This window comes from Bradyrhizobium sp. USDA 3262, from assembly GCF_054060035.1.
On sequence record NZ_JBSSCT010000001.1, the window covers coordinates 299,459 to 319,499 of the forward strand.

The 20,041-nt window shown below is 66.1% G+C and carries 17 protein-coding genes; 10 read left to right on the top strand and 7 right to left on the bottom strand.

The window, feature by feature from the left end; all coding sequences use genetic code 11:
• Positions 1-83 precede the first annotated feature (83 nt).
• The 5 genes from ACVWYP_RS01440 (at position 84) to ACVWYP_RS01460 (ending at position 4,019) form a co-directional block, all read left to right on the top strand.
• Entirely contained in the window at positions 84-533 is a 450-nt protein-coding gene (locus tag ACVWYP_RS01440; RefSeq protein WP_304497471.1) for a winged helix-turn-helix transcriptional regulator, read from the top strand.
• 271 nt (positions 534-804) lie between these two features.
• Positions 805-2,229, top strand: a complete 1,425-nt coding sequence (tldD, locus tag ACVWYP_RS01445) for a metalloprotease TldD (RefSeq protein ID WP_016847098.1) — start codon at positions 805-807, stop codon at positions 2,227-2,229.
• On the top strand, positions 2,229-2,999 hold the full coding sequence (gene lepB, locus ACVWYP_RS01450) for a signal peptidase I (protein ID WP_304497472.1): 771 nt from the start codon (positions 2,229-2,231) through the stop codon (positions 2,997-2,999). The genes tldD and lepB overlap by 1 nt, the downstream gene beginning before the upstream one ends.
• Positions 3,000-3,108: 109 nt before the next feature.
• Positions 3,109-3,456 (top strand): MmcQ/YjbR family DNA-binding protein, encoded by a 348-nt coding sequence (locus tag ACVWYP_RS01455; protein WP_304497473.1) that lies wholly within the window; start codon positions 3,109-3,111, stop codon positions 3,454-3,456.
• The gene (locus ACVWYP_RS01460; RefSeq protein ID WP_304497474.1) at positions 3,453-4,019 is read left to right on the top strand and encodes a nucleotidyltransferase family protein; all 567 of its coding nucleotides are present in this window, start codon (positions 3,453-3,455) and stop codon (positions 4,017-4,019) included. Before ACVWYP_RS01455 ends, ACVWYP_RS01460 begins: the two co-directional genes overlap by 4 nt.
• A gap of 52 nt (positions 4,020-4,071) precedes the next feature.
• On the opposite strand, the gene ACVWYP_RS01465 is transcribed toward ACVWYP_RS01460, so the two are convergent.
• The 3 genes from ACVWYP_RS01465 to ACVWYP_RS01475 all read right to left on the bottom strand — a co-directional run bounded on the left by ACVWYP_RS01465 (position 4,072) and on the right by ACVWYP_RS01475 (position 6,758).
• A complete protein-coding gene (locus ACVWYP_RS01465) occupies positions 4,072-4,626 on the bottom strand; it encodes a PAN domain-containing protein (RefSeq protein WP_411780090.1) in 555 nt (184 codons plus the stop codon).
• 143 nt (positions 4,627-4,769) lie between these two features.
• A complete protein-coding gene (locus tag ACVWYP_RS01470; protein WP_028338997.1) occupies positions 4,770-6,140 on the bottom strand; it encodes a glutamate--cysteine ligase in 1,371 nt (456 codons plus the stop codon).
• Positions 6,141-6,233: 93 nt separating this feature from the next.
• The gene (locus ACVWYP_RS01475; protein ID WP_304497475.1) at positions 6,234-6,758 is read right to left on the bottom strand and encodes a MarR family winged helix-turn-helix transcriptional regulator; all 525 of its coding nucleotides are present in this window, start codon (positions 6,756-6,758) and stop codon (positions 6,234-6,236) included.
• Positions 6,759-6,888: 130 nt separating this feature from the next.
• On the opposite strand from ACVWYP_RS01475, the gene gstA reads away from it, so the two are divergent.
• Together gstA and ACVWYP_RS01485 are read left to right on the top strand one after the other, a co-directional pair.
• The gene (gstA, locus tag ACVWYP_RS01480) at positions 6,889-7,506 is read left to right on the top strand and encodes a glutathione transferase GstA (RefSeq protein WP_253604765.1); all 618 of its coding nucleotides are present in this window, start codon (positions 6,889-6,891) and stop codon (positions 7,504-7,506) included.
• A gap of 234 nt (positions 7,507-7,740) precedes the next feature.
• The gene (locus tag ACVWYP_RS01485; protein ID WP_304497476.1) at positions 7,741-8,049 is read left to right on the top strand and encodes a hypothetical protein; all 309 of its coding nucleotides are present in this window, start codon (positions 7,741-7,743) and stop codon (positions 8,047-8,049) included.
• 306 nt (positions 8,050-8,355) lie between these two features.
• Here the strand turns inward: ACVWYP_RS01485 and ACVWYP_RS01490 are convergent, their stop codons facing one another.
• The 4 genes from ACVWYP_RS01490 to ACVWYP_RS01505 form a co-directional block, all read right to left on the bottom strand.
• Positions 8,356-10,569, bottom strand: coding sequence for a 3-hydroxyacyl-CoA dehydrogenase NAD-binding domain-containing protein (locus tag ACVWYP_RS01490; protein ID WP_304497477.1), 2,214 nt, complete (start codon positions 10,567-10,569; stop codon positions 8,356-8,358).
• 137 nt (positions 10,570-10,706) lie between these two features.
• The gene (locus ACVWYP_RS01495) at positions 10,707-11,915 is read right to left on the bottom strand and encodes an acetyl-CoA C-acetyltransferase (protein WP_304497478.1); all 1,209 of its coding nucleotides are present in this window, start codon (positions 11,913-11,915) and stop codon (positions 10,707-10,709) included.
• A 137-nt stretch (positions 11,916-12,052) separates the two neighbouring features.
• On the bottom strand, positions 12,053-13,840 hold the full coding sequence (locus ACVWYP_RS01500) for an acyl-CoA dehydrogenase C-terminal domain-containing protein (protein ID WP_304497479.1): 1,788 nt from the start codon (positions 13,838-13,840) through the stop codon (positions 12,053-12,055).
• A gap of 108 nt (positions 13,841-13,948) precedes the next feature.
• Positions 13,949-14,365, bottom strand: coding sequence for a nuclear transport factor 2 family protein (locus tag ACVWYP_RS01505; RefSeq protein ID WP_229191371.1), 417 nt, complete (start codon positions 14,363-14,365; stop codon positions 13,949-13,951).
• A 164-nt stretch (positions 14,366-14,529) separates the two neighbouring features.
• On the opposite strand from ACVWYP_RS01505, the gene ACVWYP_RS01510 reads away from it, so the two are divergent.
• From ACVWYP_RS01510 to ACVWYP_RS01520, 3 genes are all read left to right on the top strand, one after another.
• Complete coding sequence (locus ACVWYP_RS01510; RefSeq protein WP_026191938.1) at positions 14,530-15,117, top strand: PadR family transcriptional regulator; 588 nt, start codon at positions 14,530-14,532, stop codon at positions 15,115-15,117.
• A 368-nt stretch (positions 15,118-15,485) separates the two neighbouring features.
• Positions 15,486-19,022 (top strand): hypothetical protein, encoded by a 3,537-nt coding sequence (locus ACVWYP_RS01515; RefSeq protein WP_304497480.1) that lies wholly within the window; start codon positions 15,486-15,488, stop codon positions 19,020-19,022.
• 115 nt (positions 19,023-19,137) lie between these two features.
• Complete coding sequence (locus tag ACVWYP_RS01520) at positions 19,138-19,980, top strand: COG3904 family protein (protein WP_304497481.1); 843 nt, start codon at positions 19,138-19,140, stop codon at positions 19,978-19,980.
• The last annotated feature ends 61 nt before the right edge of the window (positions 19,981-20,041 follow it).

Below are 20,041 nucleotides of genomic sequence, written 5' to 3' on the forward strand. Positions count from 1 at the left end.
TCGGCGGCTGGCCCGCGGCTTTCGGTGGTCTAAATTCGGGAGTAAGATGAAAAGAACAAGTAGGATGCTTTTTGTGAGGTAGTATGAAAAAACTGACTATTGAGCCTGCCGAGCCTCCGGCGGCGTCCGAGCCGTGCAACGGCGACCTGTCGGCGCAATTTCATCGCGCGCTGTCGGTGCTGGCCGGGAAATGGAAGGGCGACATCCTGTGGCAACTGGTCGAGCGCAAGCGGCGGTTCGGCGAGCTGCGCCAGTCGATCCCCGGCGTGACCCAGCACATGCTGACCACGCAGCTGCGCGATCTCGAGGCCAATGGCCTCGTCAAGCGCACGGTCTATCCCGAGGTGCCGCCACGGGTTGAGTACGAGATGACGCCGTCGGCCAAGGCGCTCAAGCCGGTGTTCGACGAACTGTACCGCTGGGCGCAGGAGCATGGCTTTCCGACCTCGGCGCAGGGCACCGCGCAGCCGAAGCCGCAATCGGGCGATGTCGGCGAAAGCCAGCCGCGGAAGGCGGATCGGCGCTCAAGGTGATGACGACAAGGTGAGGAGACCGACGGGGCACTGTGATCGACCGCATAGTCGCAGGCACTCCCGGTTTGCCACCCCAACCACTATCTTTGGTGATCGCCGTCCGGGCCTGAACCGGGACCGGTACAGGTTTCCGGGTTGTAAGATGAGTTTTCCGCTCGTCTCTGCTTCAATCCCCCGAAATCCCTGCTGCGGGTTCCCCACTGGCAATCAGTTGCGCTTCAGGCAAGGATGACGAGGAATCGCCAAGCAATCGCATTGCGTCGGAGTGACCATGACCAATCCTGCCACGACCTCCCTGCTCGACCGCGCCAATCTGGACCGCGATGCCGTTCGCCGCGAGGTAGCGCGCGGACTTGAAGGCGCCGATGACGGCGAGCTGTTCCTGGAATTTGGGCAGACCGAGGCGCTGGTGTTCGACAATGGAAGGCTGAAGCAGGCGACCTATGACACCTCGCAGGGCTTTGGCTTGCGCGCGGTCAAGGACGACGCGGTCGGCTATGCGCATTCCTCCGACGTCTCGATCCCGGCGCTGATCCGAGCCGCGGATGCCGTCGCGGCCGTGCGCGGCGGCTATGCCGGCACTTTCGCCGCGGCGCCGGCCCACACCAACATCAAGCTTTATGGCGACGAGAACCCGCTGGACGGGCCGGCATTCGAGGCCAAGGTCAAGCTGCTCGGCGAGATCGACGCCTATGTCAGGGACAAGGACCCGCGGGTGCGGCAGGTCTCCGCCAGCCTCACCGCGACCTGGCAGGTGGTCGAGATCCTGCGGCCCGACGGCGAGAGCTATCGCGACATCCGCCCGCTGGTGCGCGTCAACATCTCCGTCGTCGCCGGCCAGGGCGACCGGCAGGAGAGCGGCAGCAAGGGCTATGGCGGCCGCGAGGGCTATGCCCGCTTCATCGAGACCAAGGCCTGGCGCGACGCCGCCGACGGCGCGCTGCGCGAGGCGCTGGTCAACCTCGAATCGGTGCCGGCGCCCGCCGGCGAGATGGACGTGGTGCTCGGAGCCGGCTGGCCCGGCGTGATGCTGCATGAGGCCGTCGGCCATGGGCTCGAGGGCGACTTCAACCGCAAGCAGACCTCCGCCTTTGCCGGCCTGATGGGCCAGCAGGTCGCCGCCAAGGGCGTCACCGTGGTGGATGACGGCACCATGGCCTCGCGCCGCGGCTCGCTCTCGATCGACGACGAGGGCACGCCAACCAACCGCACCGTCTTGATCGAGGACGGCATTCTGGTCGGCTACATGCAGGACCGTCAGAACGCCCGGCTGATGGGCATGAAGCCGACCGGCAACGGACGGCGGCAGAGCTATGCCCATGTGCCGATGCCGCGCATGACCAACACCTACATGCTGTCGGGCGACCGCGACCCGGCCGAGATCATCGCTTCGGTGAAGAACGGCATGTACGCCGCCAATTTCGGCGGCGGCCAGGTCGACATCACCTCGGGCAAATACGTGTTCCAGTGCACCGAGGCCTACAAGATCGAGAACGGCAAGCTCGGTGCGCCGGTGAAGGGCGCCATGCTGATCGGCAACGGACCGACCGATCTCCACAGGATCACCATGATCGGCAACGATCTTGCGCTGGATACGGGAATCGGCACCTGCGGCAAGAACGGCCAGGGCGTGCCGGTCGGCGTCGGCCAGCCGACGCTCAGGATGGAACGGATTACGGTCGGAGGAACGGGCTAGTGAGCAGCGGAAACGAAGTCGTGACGGCCAAGCCGACCAGCTGGCGCGGGCAGGCCGTGCAACTGGCCGCGATCGTGGCCGTCGTTTTCCTCGCCAAGGGCGCGATCGCCGAGCCGTTCTACGTGCCGTCGGGATCGATGGAGCCGACGCTGCTGATCGGCGACGCGCTGGTCGCCTCGAAATATCCCTATGGCTACGGCGCGGCCTCGCTGCCGATCCAGATCACGCTGCCGGAAACCGGCCGCGTGTTCGGCGAGACGCCGAAGCGCGGCGACGTCGTCGTGTTCCGCTGGCCGGGCGACCGCTCGCAGGCCTGGGTCAAGCGCGTGGTCGGGCTGCCCGGCGACCGCATCCAGATGCGGCAGGGTCAGCTCTTCATCAACGATCATCCGGCGACGCTGAAGCCCGACGGCACCGGCTTCGCCGAAGACGATCGCGGCGGCGGCGAGGAGGCGTATCGCTATATCGAGGCGCTGCCGAACGGCGTCAACCACGCGATCTTCAAGATCCGCGACAACGGCCGGCTCGACAACACCCAAGAGGTGACGGTGCCGCCGGGCAAACTGTTCGTGCTCGGCGACAACCGGGACAATTCCGCCGATAGCCGCGTGCCGGTGCGCGACGGCGGCGTCGGCCTGTTGCCGATCGACAATCTGATTGGCCGCGCCGACGCCGTGGTCGGCTCCTGGGACCTCGGCATCCGCAGCCAGCCGGTCTGGACCTGGCTCTCCGGCTTCCGCCTCGCGCGCTTCTTCACCTCGGTGCAGTAGACGCGTAGCGCGTAGCCCGGATGAGCGCAGCGACATCCGGGGCATGTGTCGAGGCCGTCCCGGATATCGCTTCGCTCATCCGGGCTACATTCCCCACGAGAGGTCAGCCATGACCTTCGACAACATCAGGCGCATCGCGCTGGCGTGGCCGGAGGTCGAGGACGGCTCTTCCTACGGCACGCCGGCGCTGAAGGTGCGCAACAAGATGCTGGTGCGGCTGAAGGAGGACGGCGACAGCCTGGTGATGCCGGGCGTACCGCCCGATGAGCGTGACATCCTGGTCGAGCATCAGCCCAAAGTGTTCTATTTCACCAATCACTACCGCGACTACCCGATAGTCCTGATCCGCCTGTCGAAGGCCAAACGCGCCACCGTCGAGCCCTTGCTGCGCCGGCACTGGCGCACGCTGGCGTCGAAGAAGGCGGTCAGGGACTACGACGCGACCGCCTCGTCGTGACGCAGGACGAATTCCTCACAGCCGCGCTGCGCAACCCGGCCAATCAAGCCGTCACCGACGAGCTGTACCGCCTCGGCTTGCCCGATGCATGGCTGGTCGCCGGCTGCCTGGTGCAGACCGTGTGGAACGTGCTGACCCGCCGGCCGCTCGATCATGGCATCAGCGACCACGACATCTTCTATTTCGATCCGGATACCTCATGGGAGGCCGAGGACGCGGTGATCCGCGAGCTCAAGGCACGGCTTGCGCATCTCGGTGTCGCGATCGAGGTGCGCAACCAGGCCCGCGTCCATCTCTGGTATCCCGACAAGCACGGCCTGCCCTACCCGGCGCTGTCGCGTTCGAGCGACGGCATCGATCGCTTCCTCACCGAAAACACGCAGATCGGCATCCGCCGCACCACGCGCGGCTACGACGTCTATGCGCCGAACGGCTTCGATGATGTCGCCGGCATGATCGTGCGGCCGAACCGGACCGCGAATTTTTCGGCCGCGAACTATGCGAGGAAGGCTGAGCGGTGGCAGGCGCTGTGGCCGGAGCTCACGGTGCTGGCGGCGGAGTAGCCTGTCATAGCTTCGTAGCCCGGATGGAGCGAAGCGTAATCCGGGACCGGACTCACCGCACCACGCCCGACGTGAACCCCGCCTTCCGCCGCGGCGGCTTGATCTCCTTCTTCAGGAAGCAATGCGCGTCGCGGCCGGCATAGCCGGGCCGGGCGTAGGTCCAGGCGCGGCACTTGTTGTCGGCGGTGCAGGCGGCCTGGCAGGCCTCGTCGCCGTCGCTGCTCTTCAGTTCGAAATTCTTGTAGTCGCCGCCGAGGCGGTCGATCGAGGTTTCGATGGCGCCGTTGCGCGGTTCGACCACGCCTGCGCCGCGCACCCCGGAGACGCAGCAGACGTCCTGCACCCGCGGCGGCACGGTGTTCTTCAGCCAGCACACCGCCCCATTGTTGGCGTCGGTCGGGTAGTTGAAGCTCCAGGCGCGGCAGCGGCGGTCGCGCTCGCAGGTCAGCGCGCAATCGGCCGGATCGCCCGTCGTCACCGGCGCGTTGAGATAGTCGCCGCCGGGACGGTCGAAATTGGTCTGCGCCAATGCCGGGCGCGCGACGACAGCGGCCGCAAGGACCGCAAACATCACCACACACGCCCTAAAGTGGCGGCCTATCCCCATGAGATTGCTTTCAAATTCGCGCAGCCCCGCGCGTTTAGCGGGTCGTCATTTGAACGCCATGAACCTGTACGGCGGATGAACGGCGGGTGCGACACCACCGCCGTCCGCGCGCGCCTCACGCCCGGATTGGGGCCAAGCGGGGATTAAAACGCATACTCCTGATAGGCCGGTTCCACCGAGCCCTTCCACGGACCGTTGAACTTCTCCAGCATCTCCTCCGCCGGCGAGCGGCCGGCCTCGATGATGCGCTCGAGCGGCTCGAGGAAGCGGCTCTCGTCGCGTCCGAGATGATCGATCCGGCCGCGCCGTCGCAATCCGGCATGCGACAGGATCAGGCACTCCTTGGCGATCTCGAACAGATAGCGGTCCTTGATCCGCGACTTGAAGCCGAAACGCGGCACGTCGTCGCGCAGTGCCTGCCGCTCCGGCGCGGTCCAGTGGCGGACGATGTCCCAGGCGGCATCGAGGCTGTCATTGTCGTAGAGCAGTCCGACCCAGAACGCTGGCAGCGCCGGCAGCCGGCCCCACGGCACGCCGTCGGCGCCGCGCATTTCGAGATAACGCTTCAGCCGCACTTCGGGGAAGATCGTCGAGAGGTGATTGGCCCAGTCCGACAAGGTCGGACGCTCACCTGGGAGGGCGGCATTCTTGCCGGCGAAGAAATCCCGGAACGAGGAGCCGGAGACGTCGATATACTCCTCGTCGCGCTTGACGAAATACATCGGAACGTCGAGCGCGTAATCGACATAGCGCTCGAATCCCATGCCGTCCTCGAACGCGAACGGCACCATGCCGCTGCGTGCATTGTCGGTGTCACGCCAGATCTCGGAACGGAACGACAGGAAGCCGTTGGGCTTGCCTTCGGTGAACGGCGAGTTGGCGAACAATGCGGTCGCGATCGGCTGCAACGCCAGCGACACCCGCAGCTTCTTCACCATGTCGGCTTCGGAGGAGAAGTCGAGATTGGTCTGCACCGTGCAGGTCCGGAACATCATGTCGAGGCCGTATTTGCCGACCTTCGGCATGTAGTTTCGCATGATCTTGTAACGCCCCTTGGGCATCACGGGGATCTGCGCGCGCGACCAGGACGGCGTCATGCCGAGGCCGAGGAAGCCGATGCCGAGCGGGGTTGCGATCTCCCGCACCTGCGCCAGATGCGCCATCAATTCCGACTGCGTCTGATGCACGGTTTCGACCGGCGCGCCCGACAATTCGAACTGCCCGCCCGGCTCGAGCGAAATCGCGCCGCCGCCGGTGACGTCATAAAGGCCGATGATGTTGCCGCGCTCCATGATCGGCTCCCAGCCGAGCAAGAGCTTCATGCCCTCGAGCAGCGCGCCGATGCCCTTGGCGCCTTCATAGGGCACGGGCTGATGGCCCTCGAGCGTGAACGGAGTCTTCTCGTGCTCGGTGCCGATCCGGAATTCGGACTCAGGCTTCACGCCGGCTTCAAGCCACGCCACGAGTTCGTCGCGCGACTGCAGCGGCGTCATGTCGATCTGGTCACGCGCCATAGATAATCCAACTCAAGGGCGCTTCGATCGAAGGCGCGCGGTGGCAGGGACATCCGCGAGCCACAACGGCTGCGGATGATGGAATCAGCAATATCATCGGGCAGGCACGCCGTCTCGCGCAGGCGCAGCCTTGCTATCAGCCTTGGTCTCGTTCTTGACGTCGCCTTTGGCGTCGCCGCAGGCGCAGCCGAGCCGGTCGAGCAGACCGCACAGCCTGGTCGCGTCGGCGTCGGACAATTTGGAGCCGACATGCTTGTCGATCGCGGCGGAATAGGCGTTCCACATCTTCTTCTGCAGCTCGCGCCCGGCCTCGGTGATCTCGACGAACTGGCCGCGCTTGTCGATCTTGCATTCGCGCCGGGCGGCGAGCCCCTCGTCGACCAGCTTGTCGATCAGCCGCGAGGTCGAATATTGCGGGATCAGCATCTGGCGCTCGAGCTCGACCGGACGCAGTTCGCCCGACGGCGCGCGCGACAGCTCGAGCAAGGCGTCATACCAGGCGAGCGGCGGAAAACCGGCCTTCTTCAAATCCTGCTCGACGCAGTCCAGCACCCGGCTCGGCACCCGCATCAGGCGGATCCAGGCGGCCGTCGCCTGGCTCGATAGCTTGCGTTTCATGGTCTAGCCCAAAAGGTCCCGGAACCGAGTGTACCGCACTGAATGCATCTGCATCAATCTTGACTATTTCATGCAGGCGCATGTAGGCAATCCCTCTCCGGACGCCAAGAACAAGGGAAGGAATACCCCTATGAAGCTTTATTACACCCCCGGTGCCTGCTCCCTCTCCCCCCATATCGCTCTGCTCGAGGCCGGGCTCCCCTACGACCTGGTCAAGGTCGATCTGCGCGCCAAGAAGCTCGAAAACGGCGACGATTTCCTCCAGGTGAACCCCAAGGGCCAGGTGCCGGCGCTGGCGCTGGATACCGGCGAGATGGTCACCGAGGGCCCGATCATCATCCAGATGATCGCCGACAAGGCCGCCGACAAGAAGCTGGCGCCGGCGAGGGACTCCAACGAGCGCTACAAGCTGCTCGAATGGCTGAACTACACCACGACCGAGCTGCACAAGAATCTCGGCCCAATGTTCTCGCCCGTGCTCGCCGACGACGCCAAGGCCTTCTTCAAGGACCGCGCCATGGGCAAGTTCAAATATGTCGAGAGCCAGCTCGCCGGACGCGACTATCTGATGGGCAACCAGTTCACGGTCGCCGACGGCTACCTCTTCACCATGATCATGTGGGCGCAGGACCGGCTCGGCTTCGATCTCTCCGGCCTGCCGAACGTGACCGCCTACAAGGCCCGGGTTGCGGCGCGCCCGAAGGTGCAGGAGGCGCTGAAGAAGGAAGGCCTGCTCAAGGCGGCCTGAGCTCGCTCACCACGACCGCGATAGAGCCGGGTCGATCGATCCGGCTCTTTTTTGTTGTGGATTCGCCGATCCCCTTGCTCGACACCGGAGGCGGAAAGTCTCAATTTAACCTGCATTATAGCGATTAATGCTAAGTCAGTGTAGTTCCGGCTGAGGGCGTGGCCGTCCTTGTTCGAGCGATCCAACTGACCGACTATGACCTGCGGCGCCCTCCGCTCCAACTGGTCTAAAAATGTGACGATCGCCTTTACCCTTTTATTGACCAGCACCCTGGTTGGGCTGGCAACCAGTTTGTACTTTCGGGTTTGGACATTGATGCTGGAGTCGCCGCTGGTCGCGGTGCTCGCGGCGATCGTGCTCCAATCCGACGGCTTTTCCTTTGCCACCGGCGCTCCGATCGTCGTCGCCTGCCTCGCCTTCAACCAGTTCGCCTATCTCGCCGGCGCCTTGCTCTCGCCGGGGACCGACGGCTCAATGGCTGAAGAAATTGACGGCCTGCCAGACCGCCGTGGCGAGCACAATATCCGCGGCCAGAACGAGTAGCGCGAGGCCGGTCCATGACGGGCCCTTGCCCCGCAAACGCAGCGGCTTCCCCCGCCGCGACGGCGGCAACGAAGGCAACGGATCCTTCGCCACGACCTCCGCGGCATTTTCCCTGAGCGCAGAACTCATCGCACGACACCCTCACGCTGATCGTCGCCCCGGCGATCGACGAGCAAGAGTGATGCCAGCAGCGTGGTGCCAGTGGGGAACGAGCGTGGCGGGACTTTGACGGGCATGACCGTCGCACAACAGGATCAAGTCGGATCGATGATCCGGCTTGATCCTGCGCGAGTTCGCCTCAGAAGTTTACGCCGCCTGTTTCTTCGGCGGGAAGCGGCCGTAGAAGGTTTCGCCCTTGGCGGCCATCTCCTCGAGCAGCTTCGGCGGCGTGAAGCGCGAGCCGTACTTCTTCTCGAAGCTGTGGCAGAGCGCGACGAAGTTCCTGGTGCCCATGAAGTCGATGTAGGACAGCGCACCGCCGGTGAACGGCGCGAAGCCGAAGCCGAGGATCGAGCCGACATCGGCCTCGCGCACGTCGGTGATGACGTGATCCTCGACGGTCCGCGCGGCCTCCACCGCCTGCACCACCAGGAAGCGCTGCTTCAATTCCTCGACGCTGAGCGTGTCGGGATCGAGCTGCTTCGGCTGCAGATTGGCGAGCCCCGGCCACAGGCTCTTCTGGCCCTTGCCCTTCTCGGGATAGTCGTAGAAGCCCTTGCCGTTCTTGCGGCCGAAGCGGCCCTGCTTCTCGACCATCTCGACCATCAGCTTCTTCTGCGCCTGGTCGATCGCGTTGGGGCCGAGATCGGCCTCGGTCGCCTTGGTGATCTTCAGGCCGAGATCGAGCGCGACCTCGTCCTGCAGCGACAGCGGCCCGACCGGCATGCCGGCCATCTTGGCGGTGTTCTCGATCATCGCCGGCGGCACGCCTTCGAGCAGCATCTCGTTGCCCTCGGAGATGTAGCGCATCACGCAACGGTTGGCGAAGAAGCCACGGGAGTCGTTCACCACGATGGGCGTCTTGCCGATCGCGCGCACATAGTCGAGTGCGGTCGCCAGCGCGACGTCGCCGGTGTTCTTGCCGAGGATGATCTCGACCAGCATCATCTTCTCGACCGGCGAGAAGAAGTGGATGCCGATGAACTTGCCCTGGTCCTTGAACTCCTCGGCCAGCGAATTGATCGGCAAGGTCGAGGTGTTGGAGGCGAAGATGGCGCCCGGCTTGAGCAGCGGCTGCGCCTTGGCATAGGTGTCAGCCTTGACCTTGCGGTCCTCGAACACGGCTTCGATGACGAGGTCGCAGTCCGAGATCACGTTGTAGTCGGCCGTTGCCGAAATCCGCGCCAGGATGGCGTCGGCCGCGTCCTGCTTCATCCGCCCCTTGGCGATCAGGCCGTCGACCACGGTCTTGGCGTGGCCCTTGCCCTTGTCGGCGCTCTCCTGGTCGCGATCGACCAGCACGACGTCGATGCCGGCCTGCGCCGACACATAGCCGACGCTGGCGCCCATGAAGCCGGCGCCGATCACGGCGAGCTTCTTCACCTTGGTCGGCGGCACATTGGCCGGACGGCGCGCCCCCTTGTTCAGCTCCTGCATCGACAGGAACAGCGATCGGATCATCGCCGCGGCTTCCTTCGAGCGCAGCACCTTGGTGAAGTAGCGCGACTCGACCCGCAGCGCGGCGTCGATCGGCAGCTGCAGGCCTTCATAGACGCAGCTCATGATGGCGCGCGCGGCCGGATAATTGTCGTAGGTCTCGCGGCGATAGATCGCGTTGCCGGCCGGGAACATCTGCATGCCCATCTTGGAGAAGACGGGGCCGCCGGGCAGCTTGAAGCCCTTCTCGTCCCACGGCGCGACGGCCTTGCCGCCGCCCTTGATCCAGTCCTTCGCGGCCTTGATCAAATCGGCTGCCGGCACCACCGCGTGAATCAGGTTGAGTGCCTTGGCGCGGGTGAGATTGACCGCCTCACCCTTGAGCAGCAATTGCATCGCGTCCGCCGGCTGCACAAGCCGCGGCACGCGCTGGGTGCCGCCGGCGCCGGGGAACAGGCCGACCTTGATCTCGGGCAGGCCGAGCCGGGTCTTCGGGTTCTCGGCCGCGACGCGGTAGTGGCAGGCCAGCGTGATCTCGAAGCCACCGCCGAGCGCAAGCCCGTTGATCGCGGCGACCCACGGCTTGCCCGAGGTCTCGATCGCGCGGAACGACTGCGACATCTGGCGGCTCTGCTCGAACAGCATCTGGTTCGCGGCTTCCTCGCCCTTCTCCTTGAAGAGCTGCGCGTAAGAGCGGTTCATGCCCTCGAGCATCGAGAGGTCGGCGCCGGCGCAGAACGCCTCCTTGGCCGAGGTGATCACGACGCCCTTGATCGCGGCATCGCCGGTCGTCTGCTTGATGATCTCGCCGATCTCCTGGGTCGAGACCTCGTCGAACACGTTCATCGAACGATTAGGGATGTCCCAGGTGACGAGCGCAATGCCGTCGGCGTCGACGTCGAACTTGAAATTCTTGTAAGCCATGTTGCGGTTCCCAATCTCTCCGTCATCCTGAGGTGGCCTCGCTCTTGCGAGGCCCTCGAAGGATGACCCGATGAATTTATCCATCCTTCGAGGCTCGGGCTTCGCCCTCGCACCTCAGGATGACGCTGCCTGCTCGGTTACACCCGCTCGATGATGGTGGCGGTGCCCATGCCGCCGCCGATGCACAGCGTCACCAGGGCGGTTTCCTTGTTGGTGCGCTCGAGCTCGTCGAGCACGGTGCCGAGGATCATCGCGCCGGTCGCCCCTAACGGATGGCCGAGCGCGATCGCGCCGCCATTGACGTTGATCTTGGCGTTGTCGATGTCGAACGCCTGGATATAGCGCAGCACCACCGAGGCGAAGGCCTCGTTGAGCTCGAACAGGTCGATGTCCGACTTCTTCATGCCGGAGCGCTCGAACAGCTTTTCGGTGACGTCGACCGGTCCGGTCAGCATCATCGCGGGCTCCGAGCCGATATTGGCGAAGGCGCGGATTTTCGCCCGCGGCTTCAGGCCATACTTGGCGCCCGCCTCCTTGCTGCCGAGCAGCACGGCGCCGGCGCCGTCGACGATGCCGGAGGAATTGCCGGCGTGATGCACGTAATTGACCTTCTCGACCTCGGGGTGCGACTGGATCGCCACCGCGTCGAAGCCGGCCATCGCCGCCATCGCCGCGAATGACGGCTGCAGCTGCGCCAGCGACTGCATCGTCGTGGTCGGGCGCATGTGCTCGTCCTTGGCGAGAATGGTCAGGCCGTTGACGTCCTTGACCGGCACCACCGACTTGCTGAAGCGGCCCTCGTCCCAGGCCTTGGCTGCGCGCTGCTGGCTCTGCACCGCGTAGGCGTCGACGTCGTCGCGCGAGAAACCGTATTTGGTCGCGATCAGATCGGCCGAGATGCCCTGCGGCATGAAATAGGCCGGCACCGCCATCGAGGGATCCATCGGCCAGGCGCCGCCGGAAGCGCCGATGCCGACGCGGCTCATCGATTCCGCGCCGCCACCGATCACGAGTTCATGCTGACCGCTCATGATCTGGGCCGCGGCGAAGTTCACGGCATCGAGGCCGGAGGCGCAGAAGCGGCTGATCTGCACGCCCGGCACCTTCTCGCCGAGGCCGGCGTTCAGCGCCGCGAAACGGGCGATGTCGGAGCCGGCCTCGCCGACCGGATCGACCACGCCGAGGATGACGTCGTCGACGGAGTCCTCGGGAAGGTTGTTGCGCTCCTTGAGCGACTTCAGCGGCACCGTGGCGAGCGCCAGCGCGGTGACCTCGTGCAGCGCGCCGTCGGCCTTGCCGCGGCCGCGCGGGGTACGAACGTGATCGTAGATGTATGCCTCAGGCATGACGCCCTCCTTGATATGAGGATCATAATATATACGGAAGAACCCGCCGCCGCAGCGGTGCGGCGGCAATTTTCAAGGCCTTCTTGTTTGACGCGTTTTCTTCACGCGAACCGGTCTCCACTTCGCTGGAAAACGCTTCAGAACGCTTCCGCGGCCAGTTCCATCGTGGTGGCGCTGCCGCTCTGGATCCGGGCCAGATGCACGGCGGTCTCCGGCAGCAGCTTCTCCATGAAGAAGCGGCCGGTCACGAGCTTGGTGTTGAGGTAAGGCGTGGTACCGGCGGCGGCCTTGTCCTGCGCCACCTTGGCCATCTTCGCCCACATGTAGCCGAGCGCGACGAGGCCGAACAATTTCATGTAGTCGGTCGCGGCGGCGCCGGCATTGTCGGGCTTGGTCAGCGCGTTCTGCATCAGCCAGCCGGTGGCTTGCTGCAGATGGCCGAGCGCGGTGGAGAGCGGGGTGATAAACGGCTTCATCGCCTCGTCGGCACCATGCTCCTTGGCGAAAGCGCCGACCTCGCCGAAAAACGCCATCGCGGCGCGGCCGCCGTCGCGCGGCAGCTTGCGGCCGACCAGGTCGAGTGCCTGGATGCCGTTGGCGCCCTCATAGATCATCGCGATGCGCGCATCGCGCACGAACTGCTCCATGCCGTGCTCGGCGATGTAGCCGTGGCCGCCGAACATCTGTTGCGCCGAGACTGTGTTGGCGAACCCGGTGTCGGTCAACACGCCCTTCAGCACCGGCGTCATCAGGCCCATGTGATCGTCGGCGGCCTGGCGATCCCCGGCGTCGTTGGAGCGGTGCGCGACGTCGCTCTTCAGCGCGGTCCATACCACCATGGCGCGTGCCGCCTCGTTGAAGGCGCGGATGGTGAGCAGCGTGCGGCGCACGTCGGGGTGCACGATGATCGGATCGGCCGGCTTCTCGGGTTCCTTCATGCCGGTCAGCGAGCGGCCCTGCAGGCGCTCGCGGGCATAGGCGACCGCGTTCTGATAGGCGACCTCGGACTGCGCGAGGCCCTGCACGGCGACGCCGAGGCGGGCCTCGTTCATCATCACGAACATGCCCTGCATGCCCTTGTTCTCTTCGCCGATCAGCCAGCCGGTGGCGTTGTCGTAGTTCATCACACAGGTGGAATTGCCGTGGATGCCCATCTTGTGCTCGATCGAGCCGCAGCTGACGCCGTTGCGCTGCCCGAGCGAACCGTCGGCATTGACCAGCACCTTCGGCACCACGAACAGCGAGACGCCCTTGATGCCGGCCGGCGCGCCTTCGATGCGCGCCAGCACGAGATGGATGATGTTCTCAGTGAGGTCGTGCTCGCCGGCGGAGATGAAGATCTTGGTGCCCGTGATCTTGAAGCTGCCGTCGGCCTGGCGCACCGCCTTGGTGCGGAGCAGGCCGAGATCGGTGCCGCACTGCGGCTCGGTCAGGTTCATGGTGCCGGTCCACTGGCCGGCGACCATCTTCGGCACATAGGTCTGCTTCTGCTCGGGCGTGCCGTGCACCAGCAGCGCCGCGGTCGCGCCCATGGTCAGCCCGCCATACATCGAGAACGCCATGTTGGCGGAGATCTGGAATTCGTTGACCGCCTGCGACAGCGTCACCGGCAGGCCCTGGCCGCCGAATTCCGTCGGCGCCGACAGGCCGAGCCAGCCGCCTTCGGCGACCTGCTTGAAGGCGTCCTTGAAGCCCTTCGGCGTGGTGACGCTGCCGTCGTCACTGCGCTTGCAGCCTTCGAGATCGCCTGTGCGATTGAGCGGCTGCAGTACCTCTTCGCTGAGCTTGGCGGCCTCGCCGAGGATCGCCTCGCGCACATCGGCCGACGCATCGGTGAAGCCGGGAAGATTGCCGTAGCGGTCGATCTGGAAAACGTCGTTGAGCAGGAAGCTGACGTCTTCGACGGGGGCTTTGTAGGTTGGCATGCTGGTCTCCCGGCTGGCACGTGGCCGCATGTGCGACGGACGCTGCGCAGCGTGTCCCTTGGTTTGTTGGAGCGGACCTTATCCGGTTCCGGAGGTCCGCGGCAGATGCTATCGCGACTGTGATTGCGACGTTGCGCCGCTTTGCTTCATCAACTCCTCGCCCATCATCCGATGCAGCAGGTTGATCGCCTTGAGCGGACGCACCATCACCTTGAAATGCGTGATCCGGCCGTCACCATCGAACGTGATGATGTCGACGCCGTTGAGCTTGATGCCGTCGATTTCGTTCTCGAATTCGAGCACCGCGCCGGTGTCATTGCGCCACTCGCCGAGATACTTGAAGGTCGGGCCGCCGAGCACCTTGGCGGCGCTGGTAAGATATTTGAAGGTGATGTCGCGGCCGCGCTGCGGCGTGTGCACGACCGGGCTTTCGAACACCGCGTCGGGATGCAGCAGATCCCACAGAGCGGCGGTGTCGTGGGACTTCATGTAGGCGTACCACTTGTCGAGGCCCGGCTTGCTCATTCGGACGTCTCCTGCGGCGGGGTTTAAGAAAAGCCTGAACCACCGGCGCGCGCGACAGGGCGGCACGCCGATCACCATATGCATATTGACGCATATGCACAGTAACGCATAAAGTCAAGCGAACTTCAGAATGGCCTTTTTGGGAACTGAGATGGAGGTGGGCGTTGGCACTCGGTGACGCAATCCTCGCCTGCCTCACGGAACGTCCGATGACGGGCTATGAGCTCGCCAAGACGTTCGACGCCTCGATCGGCTTCTTCTGGAAGGCCGACCACCAGCAGATCTACCGCGAGCTCTCGCGGCTGCGCGACAAGGGCCACGTCCAGGGCCGCGAGGTGGTGCAGTCGGGCAAGCCCAACAAGCTGGTCTACACGCTGACGGCCGAGGGCCGCGCGGCGCTGAAGCATTGGGCGGCGCGGCCGAGCGTTCCGCCCTCGATCAAGGATGACCTCTTGGTCCGGCTCTACGCGCTCGACTGCGTCGACATCGAGCCGCTGCGCACCGACCTGATGGCGCGGCTGGAGCATCACCGCGACCGCTATGAGCGCTACGAGCGCCTGCTCAACAAGCGCTTTCCCGACGGCACCGCGCCGCCGGCCGACGTCGGCAAGATGCTCAGCCTGCGCCTCGGGATGCGCCATGAGCGCATGGTGGTGGAATGGTGCGAGGAGGCGCTCGACGCGCTGTCGGCGATGTCCGGCCGCGGCAATGTACTGCCGCTCGACGACGGCAAGCGCGAGAGCAACGGCTAGAAACAAATCTCCAACCTCCCCTTGAAAAGGGGAGGTCGCTTTGCTCGAAGAGCAAAGCGGGTGGGGATCATCTCTCTCCACACGCAGCAGTGTGTGCGGCTGACCCCCATCGCGACCTTCCCCCTTTCAGGGGGAAGGAGAAGTTTAGCGGCGACACAAGTCGCTGTCCTGATCCGGCGCAACAGGTTCCCGGATTCCCTAACTTTAGAGCCCGTCGGCCGCATTCCTTAACCCGTTATTTACCGTGACGGGAAAAAGTCAGCAGCTGAGGCAGACGCCCAGCGCAGAATTCGATTGTCTCTTAACGGGAATGCGCGGGGAGGCTGCGGGCGCAGGGTGTAGCGCCGGAGTCGGGACCGGACGGAATCATGAATTCGCGCGTATCGTGGAGTGTTGACGGCATCGATCCCTCCGTCCGCGAAAGGGCCGAGGCGGCTGCGCGCCGCGCCGGCATGTCGCTCAACGACTGGCTCAACTCCACCGTCGGCGAACCGAGCCCGCCGGATTGGCGCATGGAGCAGCGGCAGCCGATGCCGAGCCGGGAAAGCCGCGAGGTCGCCGATATCCACCAGCGGCTCGACGCCATCACCCGCCAGATCGAACAAATTGCAAAGCCGGTGACGCGCGCCGAAGCGGTGCGCGCCGAAGTGCCGCGCGGCCAGCCCGCCGTCGCGCGACAGCTGAACGACGCGATTTCGCGCCTCGATGCCCGGCTGTCGCAAATTTCGCGGCCGCAGCCGGCGCGCGAGCCGCAGCCGACGCGTGAATCGCAGATGCAACGTGAGTCGCAGATGCATGACCGGCAACTGGAGGAGAGGCTGCGCCAGGCGGAGGCGGTCGAGCGCGCCGCGGCCCAGGTCTATCGCCCCTCGCCGCCGCTGAGCCCGGCCTCGTTCGATTCCGCGATCGCGGAGATCGCCGCGCGCCAGAACGAGCTCGATGTATCAGCACAACGGCAAATGCCGCCGCGCGGCGCGCCGCCGATGGCCGCCTATGCGCCGCCGCCGGCTGGGCCGGCCGGGCCCGACTTCTCCTCGCTCGAGCGTCATCTGCTCAAGATCACGAGCCAGATCGAGGCGCTGCAGCGGCCCGACCATATTGAGCAGTCGATCGCGGCCTTCCGCGGCGAGCTTGCGGAAATCCGCCAGGCGATCACCGAGGCGATGCCGCGCCGGGCGATCGAGTCGATCGAGAACGAGATCCGTTCGCTGCATCACCGGATCGACGAGATCCGCCAGGAGGGCCGCAACGGCCAGGGCCAGGCGATCGCCGGCATCGAACGCGCGCTGTCGGAAATCCGCGAGGCGCTGCGCACGCTGACGCCCGCCGAGCAGCTCACCGGCTACGACGAGGCGATCCGCAATCTCGGCGCCAAGCTCGACATGATCCTGCGCGCCAACGACGATCCGTCGACGGTACATCAGCTCGAGAGCGCGATCGCGGCGCTGCGCGCCATCGTCTCCAATGTCGCCTCCAACGACGCGCTGCTCCAGCTCTCCGGGGACGTGCATGCGTTGGCCGCGAAGGTCGACCAGCTGTCGCAGATGTCGCGCGCCGAGACCTATGGCGATGCCTTCGCCGGGATCGAGCAGCGCATTGCCGCATTGGCCTCGACGCTGGAGACCCGCGAGCGGCCGGCCGGCTATGAAAACACCGATGCCATCGAAGGCGCCCTGCGCTCGTTGTCGGAGCGGATCGACCGCCTGCAGGTCGGCAACGACAGTTCGTCGGCATTCACCCATCTCGAGCAGCGCGTCTCCTATCTGCTCGAGCGCCTGGAGTCCGCCGACCAGCGCTCCGGCAATCTCGGCCGGGTCGAGGAAGGGCTGCATGACATCATGCGGCACCTCGAGGCGCAGCACGCCCACATCGCCTCGCTCGCCGACGCCGCCCGCAACGTCAGCTCCTCGCCGGCGCCGATGATGGACAGCGGCATCGTCGACATGGTGAAGCGCGAGCTGTCCGACATCCGCTTCAGCCAGTCGGAGACCGACCGCCGCACCCAGGATTCGCTGGAGACCGTTCACAACACGCTCGGCCATGTCGTCGATCGTCTCGCGATGATCGAGAACGATCTGCGTACGGTGCGCACCGCGCCGCCGCCCGCTCCCGCGCCGGTCGAGTCGCGGATGGAAGCTCCGCGGATGGAGATGCCGCGCGCGGCGATGTCGCAGCCGATCGCGCAGCCCAAAGCTGAAGCGTACAAGCCTGAATCGTACAGGCCCGAATTGCCCAATCCTGCGCTGGCGCAGGAGCACTTCATGTCCGCGCCGCGCGAATTCCATGCCGCGCAGCCGGTCGAGAGCGCGCCACCGCCGCCGCTGCCGCCGCGCGCGATCAGCGAGATCCTCGAGCCGCATGCGGCGTCCGCACGCGCCGCGATCGCACCGGAACTGCCGCCGGATCATCCGCTCGAACCGGGCACACGCCCCTCCGGCCGCGTCGCTTCGCCGTCGGAGCGGATCGCGGATTCCGAGCGCGCGATCAGCGACCTTCCCGCCGGCAAGAAGGAGCCGGTCTCGACATCGAGCTTCATCGCCGCCGCGCGCCGCGCCGCGCAGGCCGCTGCCGCGCAACCCGTCAACGAGAAGGCGGCGCGCGCCGCGAGCAAGGCTGCAGCCAAGGCCAAGGAGAAGGCCGACAAGGCCGCGAAGGCGGCTGCCGCCAAGTCCGGCCCGGCCGCGGCCGGCGCGACAGCGACTGGCGCGCCGGAGGCGCAGCCTTCGACCATCACCTCCAAGATCCGTTCGCTGCTGGTCGGCGCGAGCGTGGTCGTGATCCTGCTCTCGACCGCCAAGATGGCGATGAACCTGCTCGACACCAGCTCCGCGCCGCAGATGCCGGCGATCGAGCACAGCGAGCCGGCCACGCCGCCCATGCAGCCGCCTGCCGAGAATTCCGCAGCCCCCGCACCGGCTGCACCGTCCGGCGTACCCGGGTCGTCAGTGCCGGGGCCATCGATGACCTCGCCGACCCCGCTCGGCCGCCAGTCCAACAACACTCCGGCGCCGAACACGCTCGACAGCGCGCAGGTGACGATCCCACCGGCAACCGCGCCCGCACCCGCCGCCGCGCCTGAGCCGGCTGCGACGCCAACAGCCGCCGCCAATGACGTCACCGGCACGATTCCGACCGCACCGCCGCTCGGCGGCAAGCTCGCCATGGTCCAGATCCCGGCGGGCGAGAAGCTGCCCGATGCAATCGGCGGTCCGGCGCTGCGCACCGCCGCGATCAAGGGCGATGCGGCCGCGGCCTATGAAGTCGGCGTCCGCTTTGCCGAGGGCAAGGGCGTGACCGCCAATGTCGACGAAGCCGCCAAATGGTATGCCCGCGCGGCGCAGGCCGGCGTGGTGCCCGCGATGTTCCGGCTCGGCACCTTCTACGAGAAGGGCCTCAGCGTGAAGCGCGACTTCGATGTGGCGCGACGCTACTACGTGCAGGCCGCCGAGCGCGGCAACGCCAAGGCGATGCACAATCTCGCGGTGCTCGACGCCGATGGCGGCGGCAAGGGCGCCGACTACAAGAGCGCCGCGCAGTGGTTCCGCAAGGCGGCCGATCGCGGCGTTGCCGACAGCCAGGTCAATCTCGGCATCCTCTATGCCCGCGGCATCGGTGTCGAACAGAACCTCGCCGAGTCCTTCAAGTGGTTCAGCCTCGCGGCCGCGCAGGGCGACGCCGACGCCGGCCACAAGCGCGACGATATCGCCAAGCGGCTCGACCCGCAGTCGCTGGCCGCCGCGAAGCTGGCGATCCAGACCTTCACCGCCGAGCCGCAGCCGAGCGATGCGGTCAACGTGCCGGCGCCAGCCGGCGGCTGGGACGGCCCTTCCGCGCAGCCCGCAGCGGCGAAGCCGGTCAAGCAACCCTCGAAGCGGACCGCGGCACTCGCCGCTCCGGCTCACTAAGTTCGAGACGGCTGCGGCGCCTTGACGGCGCCGCCGTCCTATACCTCCGGCCCTCCGCCGTGTAGACAGGCGCGCAGTTCCGCGCCATCGGCGCACGCGTTCCGGAGGGTCAGGCTTGTCCGTCGACGATCGCCAGGATGATGGAACGGGCCACCGTTCGTCGCCGACCGGTCCCCGCGTTGCGCCGCCGCGGCAGGCGCCGTCTCCATTTGCCCGGCGCCCCTCGGCCCCGCCTCCGCCGACACCGCAAGGGAACGCGGCGTCGCCGCCCCGCGCGTTCCGGTTCTCGCTCTGGTCCATCATCATCTTGGTGCTGCTGTTGTCGAGCGTCGCCATCCAGGCTTACCGGGACCTGTCGACGCCGGGCGCCTGGGATTTCTGGCGCGAGACCTACATCGCGGCCAGCATGACGTCGGCCGTGATTCCCGACGTCGACATCGACGGATCGGGCCGCGGCCGGCGGGCGCTTGCGATCAGCGGCAAGATCGGCTCGGCCAGCGCGAGCTGGTTCCGCGACCGGCTCAGCGAGGCGCGTCTCGCACCAGGCGACGTCGTGCTGCTGTCGTCGCCGGGTGGTGCGCTGAACCAGGCCGCCATCATGGGCGAGGTCATCCGCACGCGCGGACTGGTCACCGCGGTCGCCACCGCCGGCGCCTCGGGCAAGCTCCGCCCCGCGTCCTGCGCCAGCGCTTGCGTTCTGGTCTATGCCGGCGGCCAGACCCGCTATGGCATCGCGGGCTCGCGGCTCGGCGTGCATCGCTTCACGACGAGCACGCCCGTCAGCGATCCCCTCGCCGAGGCACAACGCATCCAGGGCATGGTGCTGGGCTACATGACCAAGATGGGCGTCTCTTCCGGGATCGTCGAGGCGATGTCGCAAACCTCCGATATCCGCTGGCTGAACCCGAAGGAAGCGCTCGCGCTGAACCTGATCACCAAGCCTGTCGATCGGCCGTGAGGCGACACGGGCGTCATTAATCTGAATTATCAACCACGTCCGCAGACGGCGGCCAAGTGCG

Coding starts and splice junctions, on each gene's coding strand:
- ACVWYP_RS01440 (WP_304497471.1), top strand. CDS start 84: ATGAAAAAACTGACTATTGAGCCTGCCGAGCCTCCGGCGGCGTCCGAG.
- tldD (WP_016847098.1), top strand. CDS start 805: ATGACCAATCCTGCCACGACCTCCCTGCTCGACCGCGCCAATCTGGAC.
- ACVWYP_RS01455 (WP_304497473.1), top strand. CDS start 3,109: ATGACCTTCGACAACATCAGGCGCATCGCGCTGGCGTGGCCGGAGGTC.
- ACVWYP_RS01465 (WP_411780090.1), bottom strand. CDS start 4,626: ATGGGGATAGGCCGCCACTTTAGGGCGTGTGTGGTGATGTTTGCGGTC.
- ACVWYP_RS01470 (WP_028338997.1), bottom strand. CDS start 6,140: ATGGCGCGTGACCAGATCGACATGACGCCGCTGCAGTCGCGCGACGAA.
- ACVWYP_RS01475 (WP_304497475.1), bottom strand. CDS start 6,758: ATGAAACGCAAGCTATCGAGCCAGGCGACGGCCGCCTGGATCCGCCTG.
- gstA (WP_253604765.1), top strand. CDS start 6,889: ATGAAGCTTTATTACACCCCCGGTGCCTGCTCCCTCTCCCCCCATATC.
- ACVWYP_RS01490 (WP_304497477.1), bottom strand. CDS start 10,569: ATGGCTTACAAGAATTTCAAGTTCGACGTCGACGCCGACGGCATTGCG.
- ACVWYP_RS01495 (WP_304497478.1), bottom strand. CDS start 11,915: ATGCCTGAGGCATACATCTACGATCACGTTCGTACCCCGCGCGGCCGC.
- ACVWYP_RS01500 (WP_304497479.1), bottom strand. CDS start 13,840: ATGCCAACCTACAAAGCCCCCGTCGAAGACGTCAGCTTCCTGCTCAAC.
- ACVWYP_RS01505 (WP_229191371.1), bottom strand. CDS start 14,365: ATGAGCAAGCCGGGCCTCGACAAGTGGTACGCCTACATGAAGTCCCAC.
- ACVWYP_RS01515 (WP_304497480.1), top strand. CDS start 15,486: ATGAATTCGCGCGTATCGTGGAGTGTTGACGGCATCGATCCCTCCGTC.